This window comes from Allobosea caraganae (genome assembly GCF_003351345.1).
GTDB classification, from domain to species: Bacteria; Pseudomonadota; Alphaproteobacteria; order Rhizobiales; family Beijerinckiaceae; genus Allobosea; species Allobosea caraganae.
The window spans coordinates 34,958-52,859 of sequence record NZ_QQTO01000010.1 but is presented as its reverse complement, the minus strand read 5'-3'; the positions used below and the strand labels follow the sequence as shown (position 1 = coordinate 52,859).

The 17,902-nt window shown below is 68.1% G+C and carries 16 protein-coding genes; 7 read left to right on the top strand and 9 right to left on the bottom strand.

Going from position 1 to position 17,902, the window contains the following annotated elements; all coding sequences use genetic code 11:
* Positions 1-69 precede the first annotated feature (69 nt).
* Positions 70-1,290 (bottom strand): MFS transporter, encoded by a 1,221-nt coding sequence (locus DWF00_RS04695; RefSeq protein WP_114831921.1) that lies wholly within the window; start codon positions 1,288-1,290, stop codon positions 70-72.
* A 164-nt stretch (positions 1,291-1,454) separates the two neighbouring features.
* Between DWF00_RS04695 and dxs the strand changes: the two genes are divergently transcribed.
* Both dxs and DWF00_RS04685 read left to right on the top strand, forming a co-directional pair.
* Entirely contained in the window at positions 1,455-3,365 is a 1,911-nt protein-coding gene (gene dxs / locus DWF00_RS04690; RefSeq protein ID WP_114831966.1) for a 1-deoxy-D-xylulose-5-phosphate synthase, read from the top strand.
* Positions 3,366-3,378: 13 nt separating this feature from the next.
* Positions 3,379-4,098 (top strand): TlyA family RNA methyltransferase, encoded by a 720-nt coding sequence (locus DWF00_RS04685; protein ID WP_114831920.1) that lies wholly within the window; start codon positions 3,379-3,381, stop codon positions 4,096-4,098.
* Between the two features lie 7 nt (positions 4,099-4,105).
* Here DWF00_RS04685 and DWF00_RS04680 read toward each other — a convergent pair whose 3' ends face one another.
* Entirely contained in the window at positions 4,106-4,603 is a 498-nt protein-coding gene (locus DWF00_RS04680) for a hypothetical protein (protein ID WP_114831919.1), read from the bottom strand.
* 52 nt (positions 4,604-4,655) lie between these two features.
* On the opposite strand from DWF00_RS04680, the gene DWF00_RS04675 reads away from it, so the two are divergent.
* Both DWF00_RS04675 and DWF00_RS04670 read left to right on the top strand, forming a co-directional pair.
* Complete coding sequence (locus DWF00_RS04675; RefSeq protein WP_342769080.1) at positions 4,656-5,447, top strand: SOS response-associated peptidase; 792 nt, start codon at positions 4,656-4,658, stop codon at positions 5,445-5,447.
* Between the two features lie 121 nt (positions 5,448-5,568).
* On the top strand, positions 5,569-7,176 hold the full coding sequence (locus tag DWF00_RS04670; RefSeq protein WP_114831917.1) for a gamma-glutamyltransferase family protein: 1,608 nt from the start codon (positions 5,569-5,571) through the stop codon (positions 7,174-7,176).
* Positions 7,177-7,197: 21 nt separating this feature from the next.
* Here DWF00_RS04670 and DWF00_RS04665 read toward each other — a convergent pair whose 3' ends face one another.
* The 3 genes from DWF00_RS04665 to DWF00_RS04655 all read right to left on the bottom strand — a co-directional run bounded on the left by DWF00_RS04665 (position 7,198) and on the right by DWF00_RS04655 (position 11,086).
* On the bottom strand, positions 7,198-8,229 hold the full coding sequence (locus DWF00_RS04665) for a GSU2403 family nucleotidyltransferase fold protein (RefSeq protein ID WP_114831916.1): 1,032 nt from the start codon (positions 8,227-8,229) through the stop codon (positions 7,198-7,200).
* A 194-nt stretch (positions 8,230-8,423) separates the two neighbouring features.
* Positions 8,424-9,830, bottom strand: a complete 1,407-nt coding sequence (locus DWF00_RS04660; RefSeq protein WP_114831915.1) for an FAD-binding oxidoreductase — start codon at positions 9,828-9,830, stop codon at positions 8,424-8,426.
* A gap of 14 nt (positions 9,831-9,844) precedes the next feature.
* Positions 9,845-11,086, bottom strand: coding sequence for a class I SAM-dependent RNA methyltransferase (locus DWF00_RS04655; RefSeq protein ID WP_114831965.1), 1,242 nt, complete (start codon positions 11,084-11,086; stop codon positions 9,845-9,847).
* Between the two features lie 111 nt (positions 11,087-11,197).
* On the opposite strand from DWF00_RS04655, the gene DWF00_RS04650 reads away from it, so the two are divergent.
* Together DWF00_RS04650 and DWF00_RS04645 are read left to right on the top strand one after the other, a co-directional pair.
* Positions 11,198-12,244: a cysteine synthase A gene (locus DWF00_RS04650; RefSeq protein WP_114831914.1), complete on the top strand. Its 1,047-nt coding sequence runs from the start codon at positions 11,198-11,200 to the stop codon at positions 12,242-12,244.
* Between the two features lie 4 nt (positions 12,245-12,248).
* Positions 12,249-12,821, top strand: a complete 573-nt coding sequence (locus tag DWF00_RS04645) for a hypothetical protein (protein ID WP_114831913.1) — start codon at positions 12,249-12,251, stop codon at positions 12,819-12,821.
* Positions 12,822-12,835: 14 nt separating this feature from the next.
* On the opposite strand, the gene DWF00_RS04640 is transcribed toward DWF00_RS04645, so the two are convergent.
* The 4 genes from DWF00_RS04640 to DWF00_RS04625 form a co-directional block, all read right to left on the bottom strand.
* Positions 12,836-13,906, bottom strand: a complete 1,071-nt coding sequence (locus tag DWF00_RS04640; RefSeq protein ID WP_114831912.1) for an OmpA family protein — start codon at positions 13,904-13,906, stop codon at positions 12,836-12,838.
* A gap of 83 nt (positions 13,907-13,989) precedes the next feature.
* A complete protein-coding gene (locus DWF00_RS04635; protein ID WP_114831911.1) occupies positions 13,990-14,979 on the bottom strand; it encodes a magnesium transporter CorA family protein in 990 nt (329 codons plus the stop codon).
* 264 nt (positions 14,980-15,243) lie between these two features.
* A complete protein-coding gene (locus DWF00_RS04630; protein ID WP_114831910.1) occupies positions 15,244-16,104 on the bottom strand; it encodes an SDR family oxidoreductase in 861 nt (286 codons plus the stop codon).
* 14 nt (positions 16,105-16,118) lie between these two features.
* Positions 16,119-16,973: an SDR family NAD(P)-dependent oxidoreductase gene (locus DWF00_RS04625; protein ID WP_181832839.1), complete on the bottom strand. Its 855-nt coding sequence runs from the start codon at positions 16,971-16,973 to the stop codon at positions 16,119-16,121.
* A 137-nt stretch (positions 16,974-17,110) separates the two neighbouring features.
* Here DWF00_RS04625 and DWF00_RS04620 point away from each other — a divergent pair, with 137 nt between their 5' ends.
* Positions 17,111-17,899, top strand: coding sequence for a class I SAM-dependent methyltransferase (locus DWF00_RS04620; RefSeq protein WP_114831909.1), 789 nt, complete (start codon positions 17,111-17,113; stop codon positions 17,897-17,899).
* Positions 17,900-17,902 lie beyond the last annotated feature (3 nt).

Here is a 17,902-nt window from a genome sequence, read left to right as displayed (position 1 = left end):
ACCTGCGCTGATCTCGAATCATCGGGGTGTGGGCGGCATTGAGACCAAACAGCTCTTCCTCCTGCGTGCCTATACCGCCTGAAGGCTGAGCTCCCCCTCCGGCATTGCCTTTAGCCCCGGCATCGGCGAGGCCAGGATCGCCAGCGTCGAGAGCGCGAAGAGCGCGACCGGCAGCAGCATCGCGGCCTGCAAGCCCAGCCATTCGCCGGCGAGGCCGCCGGCCAGCGCGCCGAGCGGGCGCATGCCGTACATCGCCGTGGTCAGGGTCGCACTGACGCGGCCGAGCAGGGGCTGCGGCGTCACCGCCTGGCGCAGACTGGTCTGGACGATGAACCAGAGGATCGGGCCGAAGCCGAACAGGAAGAAGGCGATGGCCAGAGCCGGGGCACCGAGCTCAGGCGGGGCGAGCGCCAGCATCCCTGCGCCAAGCAGCGAGACGGCCGGGCCGAAGACGAGCAGCATTCCGGTCGGCAGGCGCGCGATCAGCGTCGGGCCGCTGAGCGCGCCGAGCACGAGGCCGGCGCCATAGACCGAGGAGGCCAGGCCGATCGTCTCCGGGTTCAGCAGCAGGATGCGCGCGGCATAGGGCGCAAACAGCGCCATGAAGGCGAAGAAGGCGAGGTTCCAGCCGATGGCGCAAAGCGCGATCGGGCGGAGGTAGGGGTGACGCAGGACGAAGGCGCCGCCCTCGGCAATGGCGCGGTGCAGTTTCTGGCGCGGCGGCGCGGCCGGGCGGTCCGCCGGCAGGCGCTGGGCCGCGATCAGCAGGAACAGGCCGGCGCCGGCGCAGATGCCGAGCCCGAGCGAACCCACGCCATGCGCCACGGCCCAGCCGGCGATCAGCGGCGAGGCCAGGCTCAGGCAGGCGCGGCCGAGCTCGAGCCTGCCATTGGCGCGGGGCAGTTCGGTAATCGGCACGATGCGCGGCAGCAGCACGAAGATCGAGAGCGCGACCACGACCGGCCCGGCCGCCGCGATGAAGGCCGAGAGCGCCAGCGCCCAGCCGATATGGCCGGCGCCGAGCAAAGTCGCGCCGGTCAGCGAGCCCGTGGCCATCAGCACACCGCCGACGAGAATCAGCCGGCGCGGCGCGATCCGGTCGGCCAGCACGCCGGCCGGCAGCGAGACCAGGAGCCAGGCGGCCGATTGCGCCGCGACCAGAAGGCCGACGAGGCGCGGCGTCGCACCCGCCTGGGTTGCGGCGAGCGTGATCGTGTCGAGCGCGAGCTTATCGGCGAATTGCGCGACGATTCCGGTGAGGAGCAGGGCGAAAAGCTGGGGTGAGGGCATGATTCCGATCCGTGATCTGGAGCTTGCCCGGACCGTCTCATGAGTTCCTGCACGGCCCCACCCGATTCCTGCCTCCTAACCATGCGACATCGCTATGGTTTGCCAGCGCGCTGCGCAGGCTTTATTCGAGGTTGATCAGCTTGAAGAAACGCATCGCCGAGATCGTGCCCCGTCCCGCCACCCCCCTCCTCGACCTGGTCTCGACCCCGGCCGACCTGCGCCGGCTCGACGACGCACAGCTGCGCCAACTCGCCGACGAGTTGCGCACTGAAACGATCGACGCCGTCTCCGTCACCGGCGGCCATCTCGGCGCGGGGCTCGGCGTGGTCGAATTGACCGTGGCTCTGCACCATGTCTTCGACACCCCGGGCGACCGGCTGATCTGGGATGTCGGCCACCAGGCCTATCCCCACAAGATCCTGACCGGACGGCGCGAGCGCATCCGCACCTTGCGCCAGCCCGGCGGGCTCTCCGGCTTCACCAAGCGGGCCGAGAGCGAGTACGACCCGTTCGGCGCCGCCCATTCCTCGACCTCGATCTCGGCCGGGCTCGGCATGGCCGTCGGCCGCGACCTCGCCGAGAGGCCGAACAACGTCATCGCCGTGATCGGCGACGGCGCGATGTCGGCCGGCATGGCCTATGAGGCGATGAACAATGCCGGCGCGCTCGGCTCGCGGCTGATCGTCATCCTCAACGACAACGACATGTCGATCGCCCCGCCGGTTGGGGCGATGTCGGCCTATCTTGCCAGGCTGGTCTCGGGCCGGACCTACCGCTCGCTGCGCGAGGTCGCGAAATACCTCGCCGAAAGGCTGCCGCGCTTCTTCCACGAGAAGGCCAAGCGCACCGAGGAGTTCGCGCGCGGCTTCTGGACCGGCGGCACGCTGTTCGAGGAGCTCGGCTTCTACTATGTCGGGCCGATCGACGGGCATAACCTCGACCATCTGCTGCCGGTGCTGCGCAATGTCCGCGACGCCGAATCGGGGCCGATCCTCGTCCATGTCGTGACGCAGAAGGGCAAGGGCTACGGCCCGGCCGAGGCCAGCGCCGACAAGTACCATGGCGTCGTCAAGTTCGACCCGGTCACCGGCCAGCAGGCCAAGGCGCCGGCGAACGCGCCGAGCTACACCAACGTCTTCGCCAACGCCCTGATCAAGGCGGCGCGCGAGGACGAGAAGATCGTCGCGATCACCGCCGCGATGCCGTCGGGCACCGGGCTCGACGCCTTCGGCAAGGAATTCCCGGGCCGGACCTTCGACGTCGGCATCGCCGAGCAGCATGCGGTGACTTTCGCAGCCGGCCTCGCCACTGAAGGCTTCAAGCCGTTCTGCGCGATCTACTCGACCTTCCTGCAGCGCGCCTATGATCAGGTCGTGCACGACGTCGCCCTGCAGAAGCTGCCGGTGCGCTTCGCGCTGGACCGCGCCGGGCTCGTCGGTGCCGATGGCGCGACCCATGCCGGCGCCTATGACATCGCCTATCTCACCTGCCTGCCCGACATGGTGGTGATGGCGGCGGCCGACGAGGCCGAGCTGACCCACATGGTCGCGACCGCGGCCGCCTACGACGACGGGCCGATCGCCTTCCGCTATCCACGCGGCGAGGGCGTCGGCGTCGAGATACCCCAGCACGGCATCCCGCTGGAGATCGGCAAGGGCCGGATCGTGCGCGAGGGCACCCAGGTGGCGCTGCTCTCGCTCGGCACGCGCCTCGCCGAATGCCTCGCCGCCGCCGAGCTGCTCGGCCAGCGCGGGCTTTCGACCACGGTCGCCGATGCGCGCTTCGCCAAGCCGCTCGACGAGGAGCTGATCCTGCGCCTCGCCCGCGAGCACGAGGTTCTCGTCACCGTCGAGGAAGGCTCGGTCGGCGGCTTCGGCAGCCATGTGCTGCACCTGCTGGCGCGCACCGGCCTGCTCGACAGCGGCCTCAAGATCCGCACGCTGACCCTGCCCGACCTCTACCAGGACCATGACAAGCTGGACGCGATGTACGCCGCCGCCGGGCTGGATGCGGCCGGCATCGTGCGCACGGTCGAGGGCGCACTGGGTTCCACCACCGCCGCCAAGCGGGCCTGACCGCCCTTCCCCAATGAAGAGCCGGGCAGACCAGCTCCTCGTCGAACGCGGCCTGTTCGAGAGCCGGGCGCGGGCGCAGGCCGCCATCGCGGCGGGGCTCGTCAGCGCCAATGGCGCAGTTGTCCGCAAGGCCTCGGAGATGCTCGCCGGCAATGCGAAAATCATTGCCGAGGCGCCGCACCCTTACGTCTCGCGCGGCGGGCTCAAGCTCGCCGCGGCGCTCGACGCGTTCGGCTTCGATCCCGCCGGCAGGACCTGCATCGACATCGGCGCCTCGACCGGCGGCTTCACCGACGTGCTGCTGAAGCGCGGCGCGGCTCATGTCTACGCCGTCGATGTCGGCCGCGACCAGCTCCATGCCAGCCTGCGCGCGAACCGCCGAGTCACCAGCCTGGAGGCGCAAGACATCCGGACGCTAGCTCTCGCGGAGGCGCCGGCGCTGGCGGCGATCGATGTCAGCTTCATTTCGCTGAAGCTCGTCCTGCCGGCCGCAGCCCGGCTGCTGGCGCCGGAAGCGGTCATCGCCGCGCTGATCAAGCCGCAATTCGAAGCGGGGCGCGCCGCGCTCAAGAAGGGCGTGGTGCGGGACGAGGCGGTGCATGAGCGCGTCTGCGCGGAGATCGTCGAGACCCTGGCCGGGCTCGGCTTCAGCGTGAGCGGCCCGATTCCCTCCCCGATCGAGGGCGGCGACGGCAATCGCGAGTTCCTGATCGGCGGGCTACGCTCGCAGTGACGGCGTTTTAGTGCAGGAACATCGTGTCGATGTCCTCCTGCAGCGCGCGTGGCGCAAATTCGGTGATGTCGATGCGGCCGTTAGCGTTGATGAACTGCGTGGCACGGCTGATCAGGCTGCGTAGCGAGCCGCTCGCGACGTCGATCACCGCCGGGATGTCGCCGCTATAGTCGTCATCGTCGAGCAGCGCGATCACCGTCTTGATCAGCCGGTTCATCGTCTGGCAGACATCCTCGAAGGCGCGCCTCTGGCCGGGCGCGAGCGCATCGTAGGCAGCGAGCGCAGTGGGGGCGCCGCGCAATTGCGAGGCCCGGAAATGCTCGCGATAGCCCACCGGCCGCCAGTCGCGCAGTTCGTCGACGATGTCGGGATCCATCTGCGCCATCTCGATCAGCATCAGCGCTTCGCCGTAGCGGTTGAGATAGTCGGTGGAGAGGTGCGGCCTCTCGGCAGCCAAGCGCTCATCCGCCGCCATGGCGGCGCTGTCATCGCGGGGCACGGTCATCGGGAGGCCTCTGGAACGGCGGCGACTATGCCGCGCAAACCACAATAAAGTCTTGCTCTTGTCCAGTGGCATTTGGCACACCCTGCACATCATGTGTGGTCGATACGCCATCACCCTGCCGCCGCAAGCCATGCGCGAGTTGCTCGAATATCCCGAGCAGCCGAACTTTCCGCCGCGCTACAACATCGCACCGACGCAGCCGGTGCCGGTGGTGCGGCTGCACGAGGGCGCCAGGCAGTTCATGCTGATGCGCTGGGGCTTCATCCCCGGCTGGGTCAAGGATCCCAGGGACTTCCCGCTCGTCATCAATATCCGCAGCGAGAGCGCCGCCGAAAAACCCTCCTTCCGCGCCGCGCTGACGCGAAGGCGCTGCCTGATGCCGGTCGACGGCTTCTACGAATGGCAGCGCTCCGGCAAGGACGTGCAGCCCTATCTCTTCCGCCGGCCCGACCGCGGCCTCTTCGCCTTCGCGGCGTTGTGGGAGACCTGGCATTCGCAGGACGGCTCGGAGATCGACACGGTCGCGATGGTCACCGGCCCGGCCAACGGCCTGATGTCGGCGGTGCACCATCGCTGCCCGGTGATTCTCGACCCCGCGCAATACGACGCCTGGCTCGACCCGGCCGCGACGCCCAACGCCATCGGCTCGCTGCTGAAGCCGCCGCCGGACGACCTGCTGGAGATGCTCGCGGTCAGCCCGGCAGTGAACAAGGTCGCCAATGACGGGCCGGAGGTGCAGGAGCCGTTCGATGCCGCGGCCGCAGCCCGGAGCAAGACCGCCGCGGCGCCAGCCATGCGTTCCCGGCGGGGCGGCAGCGACGATACGCAGGGCAGCCTGTTCTAGCGGAAGCGATGGCGCTGCGCCTACTCTGCCTCAGCTCTCATCAAAGTGCTGAGCATGATGTCAGCCGAAAACCGGTGCTCCCTTTTCGGCATCATGCTCTGACCCGCCGAAGGATAAGCCGATGCATGGCCCCCGCCCGACGATCAGTTCCCTCCACGGCATGGTCGCCGCGGCGCATCCGCTGGCGGCGCAGGCCGGGGCGCGGGTGCTTGCGAATGGCGGCAACGCCTTCGATGCGGCCGGAGCGACGGCCGCGGCGCTGAACGTGGTCGAGCCGTTCATGTCGAGCCTCGCCGGCATGGGCTCCGCGACGATGTGGGTCGCGGCTGAGAAGCGCGTGCGCGTGCTCGACTTCGTGCCTGACGTCCCCGAGAGCTTTCCGCTGGAGCGCTTCAGCCAGCGCTCCGACCTCGAGCGCGGTGCGCTCGCCGTCGCTCCGCCCGGCAACCTCGCCGGCTGGTGCGAGCTCAACCGCGCCTATGGCAAGGCATCGCTGGACCAGATCTTCGCGCCCGCCATCGCGCTCGCCGAAGACGGCTTCCCGGTCGCCGAATTCGGCGTCACCGAGTTCAACGAGCAGGAGCCGCTGCTGCGCGAGCGGCCGGAGCTCTACGAGCACTGGGCGAAGAACTACCTGCGCGATAGCAGCGAGCCCTTCGAGCTCGGGCACATCCTGCGCCAGCCCGAGCTTGCGGGGACGCTGAGGGAGATCGCCGCCAAGGGGCCGGACCATCTCTATCGCGGCGCGCTCGGCGAGACGGTGACGGCGCATCTCAAGGCGCTGGGCGGCACGCTCACCATGGCCGACCTCGCCAGGGTCGCGCCGCGCTGGCGCGAGCCGCTTGCCGTGAGCTATCGCGGCCGGCTCGTCCATGTGCCGCCGCCGCCCTGCGAGGGCTTCCAGTTCCTGCTGACCCTGCGCATCCTCGAGGGCTTCGACCTCGCCGGGCTGGAGCGCAACGGCGCCGAGCATCTCGACATCGTCTACCGCGCCATCCGGCTCGCAGCCGGCCTCCGCATCGCGCATAACAATCCGAACCCGGAGGCGCTCACTGAGCTCCTCTGCGATGCATCAGTCGGGAAGCTCCGGGCCCGCCTGCGCGACAGCCGGCCGATCGAGGCGCCGACCGAGCAATGGATGGCGGAAGCAGCTGCGGGCGAAGACCCGGCGCACACGACCTCGTTCTCGATCGCCGACCGCGAGGGCAACCTGATCTGCGTGACGCAGAGCATCGGCAGCCCGTTCGGCAGCGCCGTCGTCGTGCCCGGCACGGGCTTGTGCCTCAACAACTTCCTGTACTGGGCCGACGTCCAGCCCAGTAGCCCGAACCGCTCGCAGCCCGGCTCCGCGCTGCCGATGTGCATGTCGCCGAGCCTCTCGACCCGCGACGGCAAGCCGGTGCTCGCGCTCGGGACGCCCGGCAGTTACGGCATCATGCAAACGCAGGCGCAGGCCCTGGTGCAGCATCTCGATTTCGGCCTGCCGCTGCAGGAGGCGATCGAGGCGCCGCGCGCCCGGCTCTGGGACGGAACCGCGATCGAGGTCGAAGACCGGATCGCGCCGGAGACGATCGCGCAGCTCAGGCAGCTCGGCCATGACATCAAGCCATTCGATGTCGGCTGGACCATGCGGGTCGGCGGCATGCAGGCCGTGGCGGTCGACCCCGCTACCGGGCGCCTGACCGGCGCGGCCGATCCGCGCCGCGACGGCTATGTCGCGACGCCGTGAGGCGGCTGTGCAGACAATAAATCAACCAGGCCGCAACGCCGCCTCGAAGAGCGGCCGCGCCGCCTCGAATACGGCTTTCGGCAGCATCCTCAGCTCCGGTCCGTCGAAGCGCAGGTGCGGCAGTTCCGTCGAGACGAGGCGAGCGACGGCCTGAGCCTGCGCCCTGTCCCGCGCGCGCTTGACCGGGTCGCGGCTCGGCTGCTGCGCGACCCAGAGCTTATGGGCGGCGAAGACGCGCGGATCGACAGCAATGAGACGCAGCGGCATGCCTCTCTCGTCGATCGCCACCGCCTCGAAGGACGCCGCGTTCTCGAGCCATTCCAGCCCCTCGATCGCAACGGCGGCGAGGTCACCCGGCGCATCGGCCAGGCTCTCGCGCACCTCCTTCCAGGGCGGCTTGGCATCCGGCCTGATCAGGTCGACCAGATAGCCGTCCTGGTTGACGGCGCGGAAATCCTGGCGCGTGCGCTCGAAGCTGCGGTCGACGCGCTTGAGCAGGCCGATCAGCCCTGCTTCCGCGATCTCACCCTGCGCGATGAAGCCCAGCTCGCGGCGGGCATCGTAGAGCAGGTCGATATCCTCGGTCGTCGTCACCTCGGGGTCGGCGAAAAGGCCAGCCACCGCCTCATAGGCGTAGATCGCGTGGGTGCCGACGACACGCAGGCCCTTGCCGAGCAGGCCGACATCGTCGAGCTGGCGGATGATCCGCGCTCCCGTCAGCGGCACGCGGCCGAGCCCGAGCGCCCGGTTGACGGCGCCCTGGCGCTCGAGCACAGCCTTGGCTGCCTCAAAGCGCTGCTTCGCCTCCTCACGGCCGATGTCGAACTCCTGCTTGACCCGCTCCGTCTCGGCCGAGCGTGGCCCGAGCGATTTCTGGCGCCGCCGTCCCGGCTCGTCATAGGCGCTGCGCAGCAGATAATCGGTACCCTTGGTCGGCGACCACACCATCGAACCGCGATAGCCGTCGATCCGAGCCTTCGCCGCGCGGAACGCCTCATAGCGCTGGCGCGTGTTCACCGTCTCGCGGCGCTGGTCGTTGTTGAGCGGCTGCATTATCGAGTTCCAACAGTTGGAAAAGGATTCGCATCCAACTGTTGGAACTGTAGCACAATTGGAAATTCCAACAAATAAGTTGGAAATCAACCCGAACTGTTGGAACTCCCACCGAAGCCGCTGAAAGAAGCTCAGCCCTCATCCTGAGGAGTGCGAAGCGCGTCTCGAAGGATGGGGGGCTGGGGGAAGCTGCCCTACAGCACCGCGCCGGGGTTGAAGATGCCCTTCGGGTCGAGCGTCGCCTTGAGCGTGCGCATCAGGTCGAGTTCGACCGGGTCCTTCACGCCGGGCAGCAGATAGCGCTTGAGGCGGCCGATGCCGTGCTCGGCCGAGATCGAGCCGTGCATGTCGGCGACGATGGCGTGGACCTCGTGGTTGACCTCGTCCCAGCGCGCGATGAAGGCCTCCTTGTCGGCGCCGATGGGCTGGCTGACGTTGAAATGGATGTTGCCGTCGCCGAGATGGCCGAAGGGCACCGGGCGGCAGCCGGGGATCATCTCCTCGACCTTGGCGATGGCCCGCGCCAGGAACTCCGGCGTCGCGTGCACCGGCACCGAGATGTCGTGCTTGATCGAGCCGCCCTCGAAGCGCTGCACCTCGGAGAGCATCTCGCGCAGCTTCCAGAACGCGTTGCGCTGCTCCAATGAGCCGGCAAGCGCCGCGTCGGTGATCAGCTCCTTCTCCAGCGCGTCGCCAAGGAAGGCTTCGAGCGCCTCGTCGAGCCCGGAGGCAGACTGCGCCGAGACCTCCATCAGCACGTACCAGGGCGAAGGCTCGGAGAGCGGGTCGCGCGTGCCCGGCGCGTGCCGCAGCACGAATTCGAGGCCGACGCGCGGCATCAGCTCGAAGGTGGTGAGCGTGCCGCCAGCGCTCGCCTTGGCCGCGTTGAGCAGGGCCAGCGCCTCCTCCGGCCCGGGCAGGGCGAGGAAGGCGGTGGCGCGCGCCGCCGGCAGGGGGAAGAGCTTCAGCACGGCGGCGGTGATGATGCCGAGCGTGCCCTCGGCGCCGATGAAGAGGTTCTTGAGGTCGTAGCCGGTATTATCCTTGCGCAGCTGGCGCAGGCCATTCCAGATCCGGCCATCGGGCAGCACAACTTCGAGCCCGAGGCAGAGCTCGCGGGCATTGCCATAGGCGATCACGGCGGTGCCGCCGGCATTGGTCGCGAGATTGCCGCCGATCGTGCAGGTGCCCTCCGAGGCGAGCGAGAGCGGGAAGAGCCGGCCGGCGGCCTCCGCCGCCTCCTGCGCGCGCTGGAGCGTGACGCCGGCCTCGACGATCAGCGTGTCGCCCTCGACATCGACCATGCGGATCTTGTCGAGCCGCTGCAGCGACAGGATGAGCTCGCGCCCCTCCGCTATCGGGATCTGGCCGCCGACCAGGCCGGTATTGCCGCCCTGCGGCACCAGAGGCGTGCCAGTCTCGGCCGCGAGCTTGACCAGTTCGGCGACCTCCGCGGTCGAGCCCGGGCGGATCACGGCGCGCGCCTTGCCGCGGAAGAGATCGCGCCATTCCTTCAGGTAGGGCACCATGTCGTCGGCATTGGTGACGATGTTCTTCGCGCCGATGATGGCCGCGATACGGTCGAGGATATCGGCGCTCATTATGCCTCCGGCAATCACTTCCTGGTCTTGCCGCGCCTGAAAACGCCGACCAGTTCGATATGGGCGGAATAGCGGAACTGATCGACAGGCGTGACGCCCTCCAGCGCATATCCGCCAGCGATCAGAAGCGCCGCGTCGCGCGCGAAGGAGCCAACGTCGCAGGAGACGTAGACGACCGTCGCGAGCTTCGAGGCGGCGATGCGCTTCACCTGCGCCTCCGCGCCGGCGCGGGGCGGGTCGAGGATGACGGCGTCGAAGCCGTTCAGCTCATGCTCCAGCAGCGGCCGGCGGAAGAGGTCGCGCTGCTCGGCGCTGATGGGCTTGAGCCCCTGCGTCGCACCGGCCGCCCTGAGCAGCGACAGGATCGCCGCCTTCTCGCCCTCGACGGCATGGACCTGCATGCGCTCGGCCAGCCGGAAGCTGAACGGGCCGCAGCCGGCGAAGAGATCGGCGACGCGCTTGGCCTTGGGGATCGCGGCCGAGACCAGCGCGGCGATGCGCTCCTCGCCTTCCGCCGTCGCCTGCAGGAAGCCGCCGGGCGCCGGGGCGACATGGGCCTTGCCCATGAGCTGCAAGGGCGGGCGGCGCTCGACGATGATCTCGCCATGCATGGCGAGGCGCGCAAGATCGAGCCGCTCGGCGGTTTGCGTCAGGGCGAGGCGCAGCTTGTCGCCGGCCGGGCCATGGCCGCGGATATCGACGTCGAGCCCCGCGTCCGATGCGGTGATCTGCAGGTCGAGCGGCTTGTTGGAGGAGGCCATGCGGTTGGCCAGCATCTGTGCGACGGCGGGCGCCCGCTCCAGACCGGGCGCCAGGACCGGGCAGGTCTCGACGGCGATGAGGCCATGGCTGCGCGCCGCCATGAAGCCGACCAGCATGCCGCCGCCCTCGAAGCGGGCATGGAAGGTGACGCGGCGGCGCCCAGCGCCATGCGCATCGACGATCTCGGCGACGGGAGCCTCGATGCCGGCGCGCGCCAGCGCGGTCACGACCTGCTGGCGCTTCCAGTCCCGGTAGAAGGCATCAGCCATGTGCTGCGCCGCGCAGCCGCCGCAGCGGGTGAAGAGCGGGCAGATCGCCGCCACGCGCGACTCCGCCGGCGCGAGGATCTCGACCAGTTGCGCCCGCTCGCCATCGCGGACCGCGCGCACGGTCTCGCCCGGCAGCGCATAGGGCACGAAGACCTGCCCCGCCGGTGTCTCGGCGATGCCGTCGCCACGCTGGCCGAGCCGGGTGATGGTCAGGGTCTCGTTCATGGCGAGCATATCATTGGCCGGAATATTCTTCGCGAGGGGCATGCGTGCCTTGCTGGTGACCTCTTCGGAGCTTTCGCCTATCAGGTTGGGACGAAACAGGGAAATTTCGACATGAGTATCCGCCCCAGCGTCATCGAGGCCATCGGCAATACGCCCTTGATCAAGCTGAAGCACGCCTCGGACGCGACCGGCTGCACCATCCTCGGCAAGGCGGAGTTCATGAACCCGGGCCAGTCGGTCAAGGACCGCGCCGCGCTCGCCATCATCCGCGACGCCGAGCAGAAGGGCCTGCTCAAACCGGGCGGCGTCATCGTCGAGGGCACGGCGGGCAATACCGGCATCGGGCTGGCGCTGGTTGGCAATGCGCTCGGCTATCGCTGCGTCATCGTCATCCCGGAAACGCAGAGCCAAGAAAAGAAGGACATGCTGCGGCTCTGCGGCGCGACCCTGGTCGAGGTACCCGCGGTCGGCTACGTCAACCCGAACAACTATGTGAAGGTCTCGGGCCGGCTCGCCGAAGAGCTGGCCAAGAGCGAGCCGAACGGCGCGATCTGGGCCAACCAGTTCGACAACACCGCCAACCGCCAGGGCCATATCGAGACGACCGGGCCGGAGATCTGGCACCAGACCGAAGGCAAGGTCGACGGCTTCACCTGCGCCGTCGGCTCCGGCGGCACGCTCGCCGGCGTCGCCATCGCGCTGAAGGGCTTCAACCCGAAGGTCAGGATCGCGCTCGCGGACCCGATGGGCGCGGCGCTGCACTCCTTCTACACGACCGGCGAGCTCAAGGCCGAAGGCTCCTCGATCACCGAAGGCATCGGCCAGGGCCGCATCACGGCGAATCTCGAAGGCGCACCGATCGACCTCTCCTTCCAGATCCCGGACGAGGAGGCGGTACCTCTCGTCTTCGACCTGCTGGAGCATGAGGGGCTCTGCCTCGGCGGCTCCTCCGGCATCAACGTCGCCGGCGCGATCCGGTTGGCCAAGGAGATGGGGCCGGGCCACACGATCGTAACCATCCTCGCCGATTACGGCACGCGCTATCAGTCGAAGCTGTTCAACCCCGAGTTCCTGCGCTCGAAGAACCTGCCCGTGCCGGAATGGCTGACGCGCGACAGCGGCGGCATGAAGGACGTGATGGCTAAGGTGATGGCCTGAGCCCATGCTGCTGAGCCGGCGCGAGCGCGAAGGCATCGCGGCGGGACAGATTGCGCTCGTCTTCCGGCGCTGGCGCAGGCCGAGCGTCAGGAGCGGCGGCACGCTCGTCACGGCTATCGGCCTCCTGGCGATCGAGGCCGTCGATGCCATCGCGGATGGTGAGATCGGCGATGCGGCCGCCCAAGCCGCCGGGTATGGCTCGCGCGCGGCTTTGCTTGCCGAACTCGCCGGCCGCGAAGGCCAGCTCTACCGCATCCGCCTGCGGCTCTCCGGCGCCGATCCGCGCATCGCGCTGCGTGAGAACGCATTGCTGAGCGATGACGACGTGGCCGAGCTTCTGCAACGGCTGAAGCGGCTCGATGCGCGGGAGCCCTGGACCAGTGCGACGCTGGAGCTGATCGCCGCCCGTCCCGGCCGGCGCGCGCCGGAGTTGGCGGCGGCACTCGGACGCGAGACGGCAGCGTTCAAACAGGCCGTCCGCAAGCTCAAGGCGCTCGGCCTGACCGAGAGCCGGGAGATCGGCTATCAGCTGTCGCCGCGCGGCCAGGCGTTCCTGGCGCGGTTGGCACGCGACTAAGCCAGCACGCTGCTTCAGTTCAGCTTGACCACCTCGACCCGGCGGTTCTTGGCCCGGCCACTGTCGGCATCGTTTGCAGCCGCAGGCGCGATCATGCCCGCACCCGCCGCGCGCAGGCGTTTCGCATCGATCTTATGGGTCGCCACCAGCGCCTTCACCACGGCGTCGGCGCGCTTGCGCGAGAGCTCGACATTGTAGTCGAAGCTGCCCTGGTTGTCGGTATGGCCGACGATCAGCACGGCGAGCTTCGGATCGGTCTTGAGCAGCGCGGCGATCTCGGTCAGGGCCGGCTCGGAGCCGGTCTTCAGCTCAGCCTTGTCGGTGTCGAAGAAGATGCCGTAGAGCGCGATACGGCCGGTGGCGTCGATGCTGCGCGCCATCTCCTCGGCCTTGACCGTGGTCATCTTGCGGTCGCGCGGGCGCGGCTCGACGATATGCACGACGGCGACGGTGCGGCCGTTGAAGGCCTTGCAGTAGAGCTCGTCGCTGACCTGATAGGTCTGCACGGTGACATAAGCCTCGCCGTCGGGATGCGGCAGTTTCGCCGAGAAGAAGCGCTGGTCGGTGATGCCGGTGGTCAGGGCGCAGGCGCCGTTGGAGAAGCTCGGCTCCTTCAGGTCGCCCTCGCGCACGAAATACATCAGCAGACTGGATTCGCCGCCACCGCCGCTGCTGGAGCGTTGGGCATCGCCGCCGCAGCCCTCGCCCTTGCAGGAGAACAGCACCGAGCCGCTGATGGCCTCGACCTCGTCCTGGTAGTTGCGCAGGACTTCGAGCGGCGAGCGCTCTGCCGGCAACAGGTAGACGAGGCGGGTTCGCGAGCCCTCGACCTCCTTCTCCTGCTTGGGGAGGTGAAGGATGTTGTTGGAGGAATCGCGCTTGTCGACCGGCTCGAGCGCAGACAGCGGCACCTTGAAATCGGTGAAGGCGACGCGCTCGTAGCTGACGATGAAGGAGCCGTCATAGCGCTTCAGCAGCGGGCTGTCCTTGGCGCCGGGGATGTCCTTGGTCGGGATCGTCGCATCCGCCCAAGCCGACGTGATCGACACGAGCGCGAGCAGGCCCGCGGCGAAAAGGCGCTTCATGGCAAGTCCCCCTTATTGGAACGCCATGTTCCGATGCACGCCCGCCAAATGCAATCGGCGGCTGGAAGCCGCCGAACGAGACCTCAGAGCCACTTCTTCCAGCGGAAGAACAGGTAGGGCAGGATGGCGAACACGACCATCATGGCGAGCGCCATCGGATAGCCGATCGCCCAGTCCAGTTCCGGCATGGTCTTGAAGTTCATGCCGTAGATCGAGGCGACCAGCGTCGGCGGCATCAGCACCACCGCGACAACCGAGAACAGCTTGATGATCTTGTTCTGCTCGATGCTGACCAGGCCGAGCGTGGCGTCGAGCATGAACTGCAGCTTGCTGGACAGGAAGGTGGCGTGCTCCTCGATGGCCTGGACGTCGCGGATCGAGGTGCGCCATTCCGGGGCGAAGCCGGTGGTCGCCTTCTTCGGGCGCTGGTAGTTCGCCGAGAGGAAGAGCAGCACGCGCTCCACCGACATCATGCTCTCGCGCACGTTGGAGATGATGTGCTCGTATTGGCCGATCTTCTGGATGACGCCCTGATAGGCGCCGCCGCGCTCGACCTGCGAGGAATCGGCGTCGAAGATCTTGCGCGAGCGCAGGTCGATCCGGTCGCCGACGCCGCGCAGCACCTCGGCGGCGCGATCGACGATCGCCTCGAACAGCCCCTCCATCACCGCGGCGGGCTCCATGCCGCAGCCGCCCGGCTTGGTGACGCGGTTGAGGAAGATGCCGAAGGCGCCGGGCTCGTCATAGCGCACGGTGACCAGCGCCTTCTCGGTCAGGATGAAGGTGATGTCGGCCAGCTTCGGCACGTTGGTGTCGGACTGGCAGATGACGCGCGCGGTCATGTAATGCGCGCCGTTCTCGGTATAGATGATCTCGGACGGCTCGATGTCGTGCATTTCCTCGCGCGTCGGGATCGAGACGCCGAGATGCGTCTCGACCTTCTTGTCCTCCAGCGTCGACGGATTGAGCAGGTCGATCCAGAGCGAGCCGTTGGGAATCGGCTCGTCCTTGGTCAAGGTGCGATGAATCAGGCGGTCGCCGTTTTCCGGGCAGATGCCGTGGATCAGGAGCATGGCAGACGACTTTCAGCGGCGGCGAGCATGCCGTTTTTGCTGCGCTGCAAGAACTCCAATCCTGCTGCGATGTCAAACCGATGACGAGGTCGTCCCGAACGATCCGGAGACCGTCCGATTTCCCTTAGCCCTCATCCTGAGGAGCCGCGAAGCGGCGTCTCGAAGGATGCTCCAGTGCTCTCTGGAATATCCTTCGAGACGCGGGCTGCCGAGACGCGGGCTGGCCCGCTCCTCAGGATGAGGGCTGAGGGAGATGGCGGCTTCTCAGACCCCGCCCTTGACGCCTTGGGGCGGCTTGCTGTCGGCCGGCACGAAGAAGTCCGGCATCAGCCCCACCGAGGGGTCGACGCGGTAGCCGGAGAAGTCGGTGACGCCCTCGCCGGCCATGAAGCTGTCATCGATCAGGAAGTTGCCGGAGAACTGCCGCGAGGGCTTCTGGAAGATCATGTAGGCGGCATCGGCCAGGATCTCGGGCGTGCGGCTCGCCTGCACCATCTTGTCGCCGCCGAGCAGGTTCTGCACCGCCGCGGTCGCGATCGTGGTGCGCGGCCAGAGCGCGTTGACGGCGATGCCCTTCGAGGCCAGCTCGCCGGCCAAGCCGAGCACGCACAGGCTCATGCCGTATTTGGCAATGGAATAGGCCAGATGCGGCGCGAACCACTGCGTCTTCATGTCGAGCGGCGGCGAGAGCATCAGGATATGCGGATTCCCGGCCTTCTCCAGATGGGGGATGGCGTATTTCGAGACCATGAAGGTGCCGCGCGTGTTGATCTGGTGCATCAGATCGAAGCGCTTCATGTCGGTCATCTGGGTGTTGGTGAGCTGGATCGCGCTGGCATTGTTGATGACGATGTCGATGCCGCCGAAGGTCTCAGCCGTCTTGGCGATGGCTTCCGCCACGCTCTGCTCGTCACGGACATCGACCATCAGCGGCAGGCATTTGCCGCCGGCCGCCTCGATCTCGGCGGCGGCGGTATAGATCGTGCCAGGCAGCTTGGGATGCGGCTCGGCCGTCTTGGCGGCGATGGTGACATTGGCGCCGTCGCGCGCCGCCTTGATGGCGATGGCGAGCCCGATGCCGCGCGAGCCGCCGGTGATGAAGAGCGTCTTGTTCTTGAGCGACATGTTTTGTCCTCCCTTCAGCTTGGAATGGTGAACCGGGCCGGCTGCGTGCCGTCCCGGTCGGTGAACGCGTAGGCGCGCGCCAGATCGGCGACGCGCAGCACCTGCCCGCCATGGCGGATGACATCCGCGTCAGCCGCGAGCGCGGCGACGGCACGGCCGGCATAGAGCGGCGTCTCGGTGGTCTCGTCCGCCATGCCGGCGTCGCGGACGCGCTCGGTCAGGACATGTCCGGGCGAGAGGCCGAGCGCGGTGACGCCGAAAGGCTTCAGCTCCGTGGCCATCGCGAGCGTCAGGCGGTTCATCGCCGCCTTGGCGAGATCGTAGAAGACGTCGCCGAGATAGGCTGACGTGTCGAAGCTGACCGTGACGATCAGCCCCTGGCGCATCTGCACCATGGCGGGCGCAACGGCCCGCGCCAGCAGCAGTTGCGCGTAGACGCCGCTCTCGAAGCTCTCCCCGAGCCGCGCCACGGGCCGCCGCCAGAACGGCGTACCGAAGCTGGAGCCATCGGGATAGCGCTCGCCATCATAGCCTTCATTGCCGCCCCAGACGGCATCGACGACGCAATCGAGCCGGCCGAAGCGGCGCAAGGACCAGGAGACCAGCGCATCGACCTCGCGCTCCTGGGTATGGTCGCAGCGATAGGGATGGCCCTTGCCCCCAGCGAGCTCGACCTCGCGGGCGGTGTCCTCGAAGGTCTCGCTGCGCTGGTCGGTGCGCGGGCCGGCCTCGCTGGAGCGGCCGGTGACGATCACCGTAGCACCCGCCTCGCCGAGCGCCCTGGCGATGCCGCGCCCGAGCCCGCGCGAGGCGCCGGCGACGAGGCAGACCTTGCCCGCCAACGGCTTGATCGGGCTGTCATGATTCATTGCGACAAGCCCTGCTTTTCCGCTGGCGGGCGGGCTTTCGAAATTGTTCTTGAGCAAGTTCTCATCGCAAAAGTGCATTCCACTTTTGCGGAACGTGCTCTAGACGAGCCCTCCCCCGAAAACGAGCGAGGCGAGCCATGGATGCGAGCGAGGTTGCGGCCTGCTGGGAGGCCAATGCGGAGACCTGGACGCGCCATGCGCGCGCCGGCTACGACCGCTACCGCGACGGGATCAACACGCCGGCTTTCCTGGTGAACCTGCCTGAAGTCGCCGGACTGAACGGCCTCGACATCGGCTGCGGCGAGGGCTTCAATACGCGCAAGCTCGCCGAACTCGGCGCGGCGATGACCGGCATCGACATCGCGCCGACCTTCATCCGCCACGCGCAGGAGGCCGAGGCTGTCCAGCCGCTCGGCATCGCCTACATGGCCGGCGACGGCATGGCCCTGCCCTTCGCGGATGCCAGCTTCGACTTCGCGACGGCCTTCATGTCGCTGATGGACATGCCGGAGCAGCACCGCGTCCTGGCCGAAGCCCTGCGCGTGCTCAAGCCCGGCGGCTTCCTGCAATTCTCGATCCTGCATCCCTGCTTCTCGCCGCCCTATCGCAAGGTGCTGCGCGAGTCGGATGGCACCGTGCGCGCCGTCGAGGTCGGCGGCTATTTCGGTGCGGTGCAGGGCGACATCGAGACCTGGCGCTTCGGCGCCGCGCCCGCGGATGAGAAGGCCAAGGTCGAGCCGTTTCGCGTGCCGCGCTTCCACCGCACGCTGAGCGATTGGATCAACCTGATCATCGCGACCGGATTTTCCATCGAGCACATGCACGAGCCGACGGTCGATGAGGCGACAGCCGAGGCGGTGCCCGATCTGGCGGATCTGCGCGTCACGCCGCTGTTCCTGCATCTGCGGGTGCGGAAGGCAGTCTAAGTC

Bases quoted from the DNA above. Each gene is read 5' to 3' on its own strand.
- DWF00_RS04695 (WP_114831921.1), bottom strand. From the start codon at position 1,290: ATGCCCTCACCCCAGCTTTTCGCCCTGCTCCTCACCGGAATCGTCGCG.
- DWF00_RS04685 (WP_114831920.1), top strand. From the start codon at position 3,379: ATGAAGAGCCGGGCAGACCAGCTCCTCGTCGAACGCGGCCTGTTCGAG.
- DWF00_RS04680 (WP_114831919.1), bottom strand. From the start codon at position 4,603: ATGACCGTGCCCCGCGATGACAGCGCCGCCATGGCGGCGGATGAGCGC.
- DWF00_RS04670 (WP_114831917.1), top strand. From the start codon at position 5,569: ATGCATGGCCCCCGCCCGACGATCAGTTCCCTCCACGGCATGGTCGCC.
- DWF00_RS04665 (WP_114831916.1), bottom strand. From the start codon at position 8,229: ATGCAGCCGCTCAACAACGACCAGCGCCGCGAGACGGTGAACACGCGC.
- DWF00_RS04660 (WP_114831915.1), bottom strand. From the start codon at position 9,830: ATGAGCGCCGATATCCTCGACCGTATCGCGGCCATCATCGGCGCGAAG.
- DWF00_RS04655 (WP_114831965.1), bottom strand. From the start codon at position 11,086: ATGAACGAGACCCTGACCATCACCCGGCTCGGCCAGCGTGGCGACGGC.
- DWF00_RS04650 (WP_114831914.1), top strand. From the start codon at position 11,198: ATGAGTATCCGCCCCAGCGTCATCGAGGCCATCGGCAATACGCCCTTG.
- DWF00_RS04645 (WP_114831913.1), top strand. From the start codon at position 12,249: ATGCTGCTGAGCCGGCGCGAGCGCGAAGGCATCGCGGCGGGACAGATT.
- DWF00_RS04640 (WP_114831912.1), bottom strand. From the start codon at position 13,906: ATGAAGCGCCTTTTCGCCGCGGGCCTGCTCGCGCTCGTGTCGATCACG.
- DWF00_RS04635 (WP_114831911.1), bottom strand. From the start codon at position 14,979: ATGCTCCTGATCCACGGCATCTGCCCGGAAAACGGCGACCGCCTGATT.
- DWF00_RS04630 (WP_114831910.1), bottom strand. From the start codon at position 16,104: ATGTCGCTCAAGAACAAGACGCTCTTCATCACCGGCGGCTCGCGCGGC.
- DWF00_RS04625 (WP_181832839.1), bottom strand. From the start codon at position 16,973: ATGAATCATGACAGCCCGATCAAGCCGTTGGCGGGCAAGGTCTGCCTC.
- DWF00_RS04620 (WP_114831909.1), top strand. From the start codon at position 17,111: ATGGATGCGAGCGAGGTTGCGGCCTGCTGGGAGGCCAATGCGGAGACC.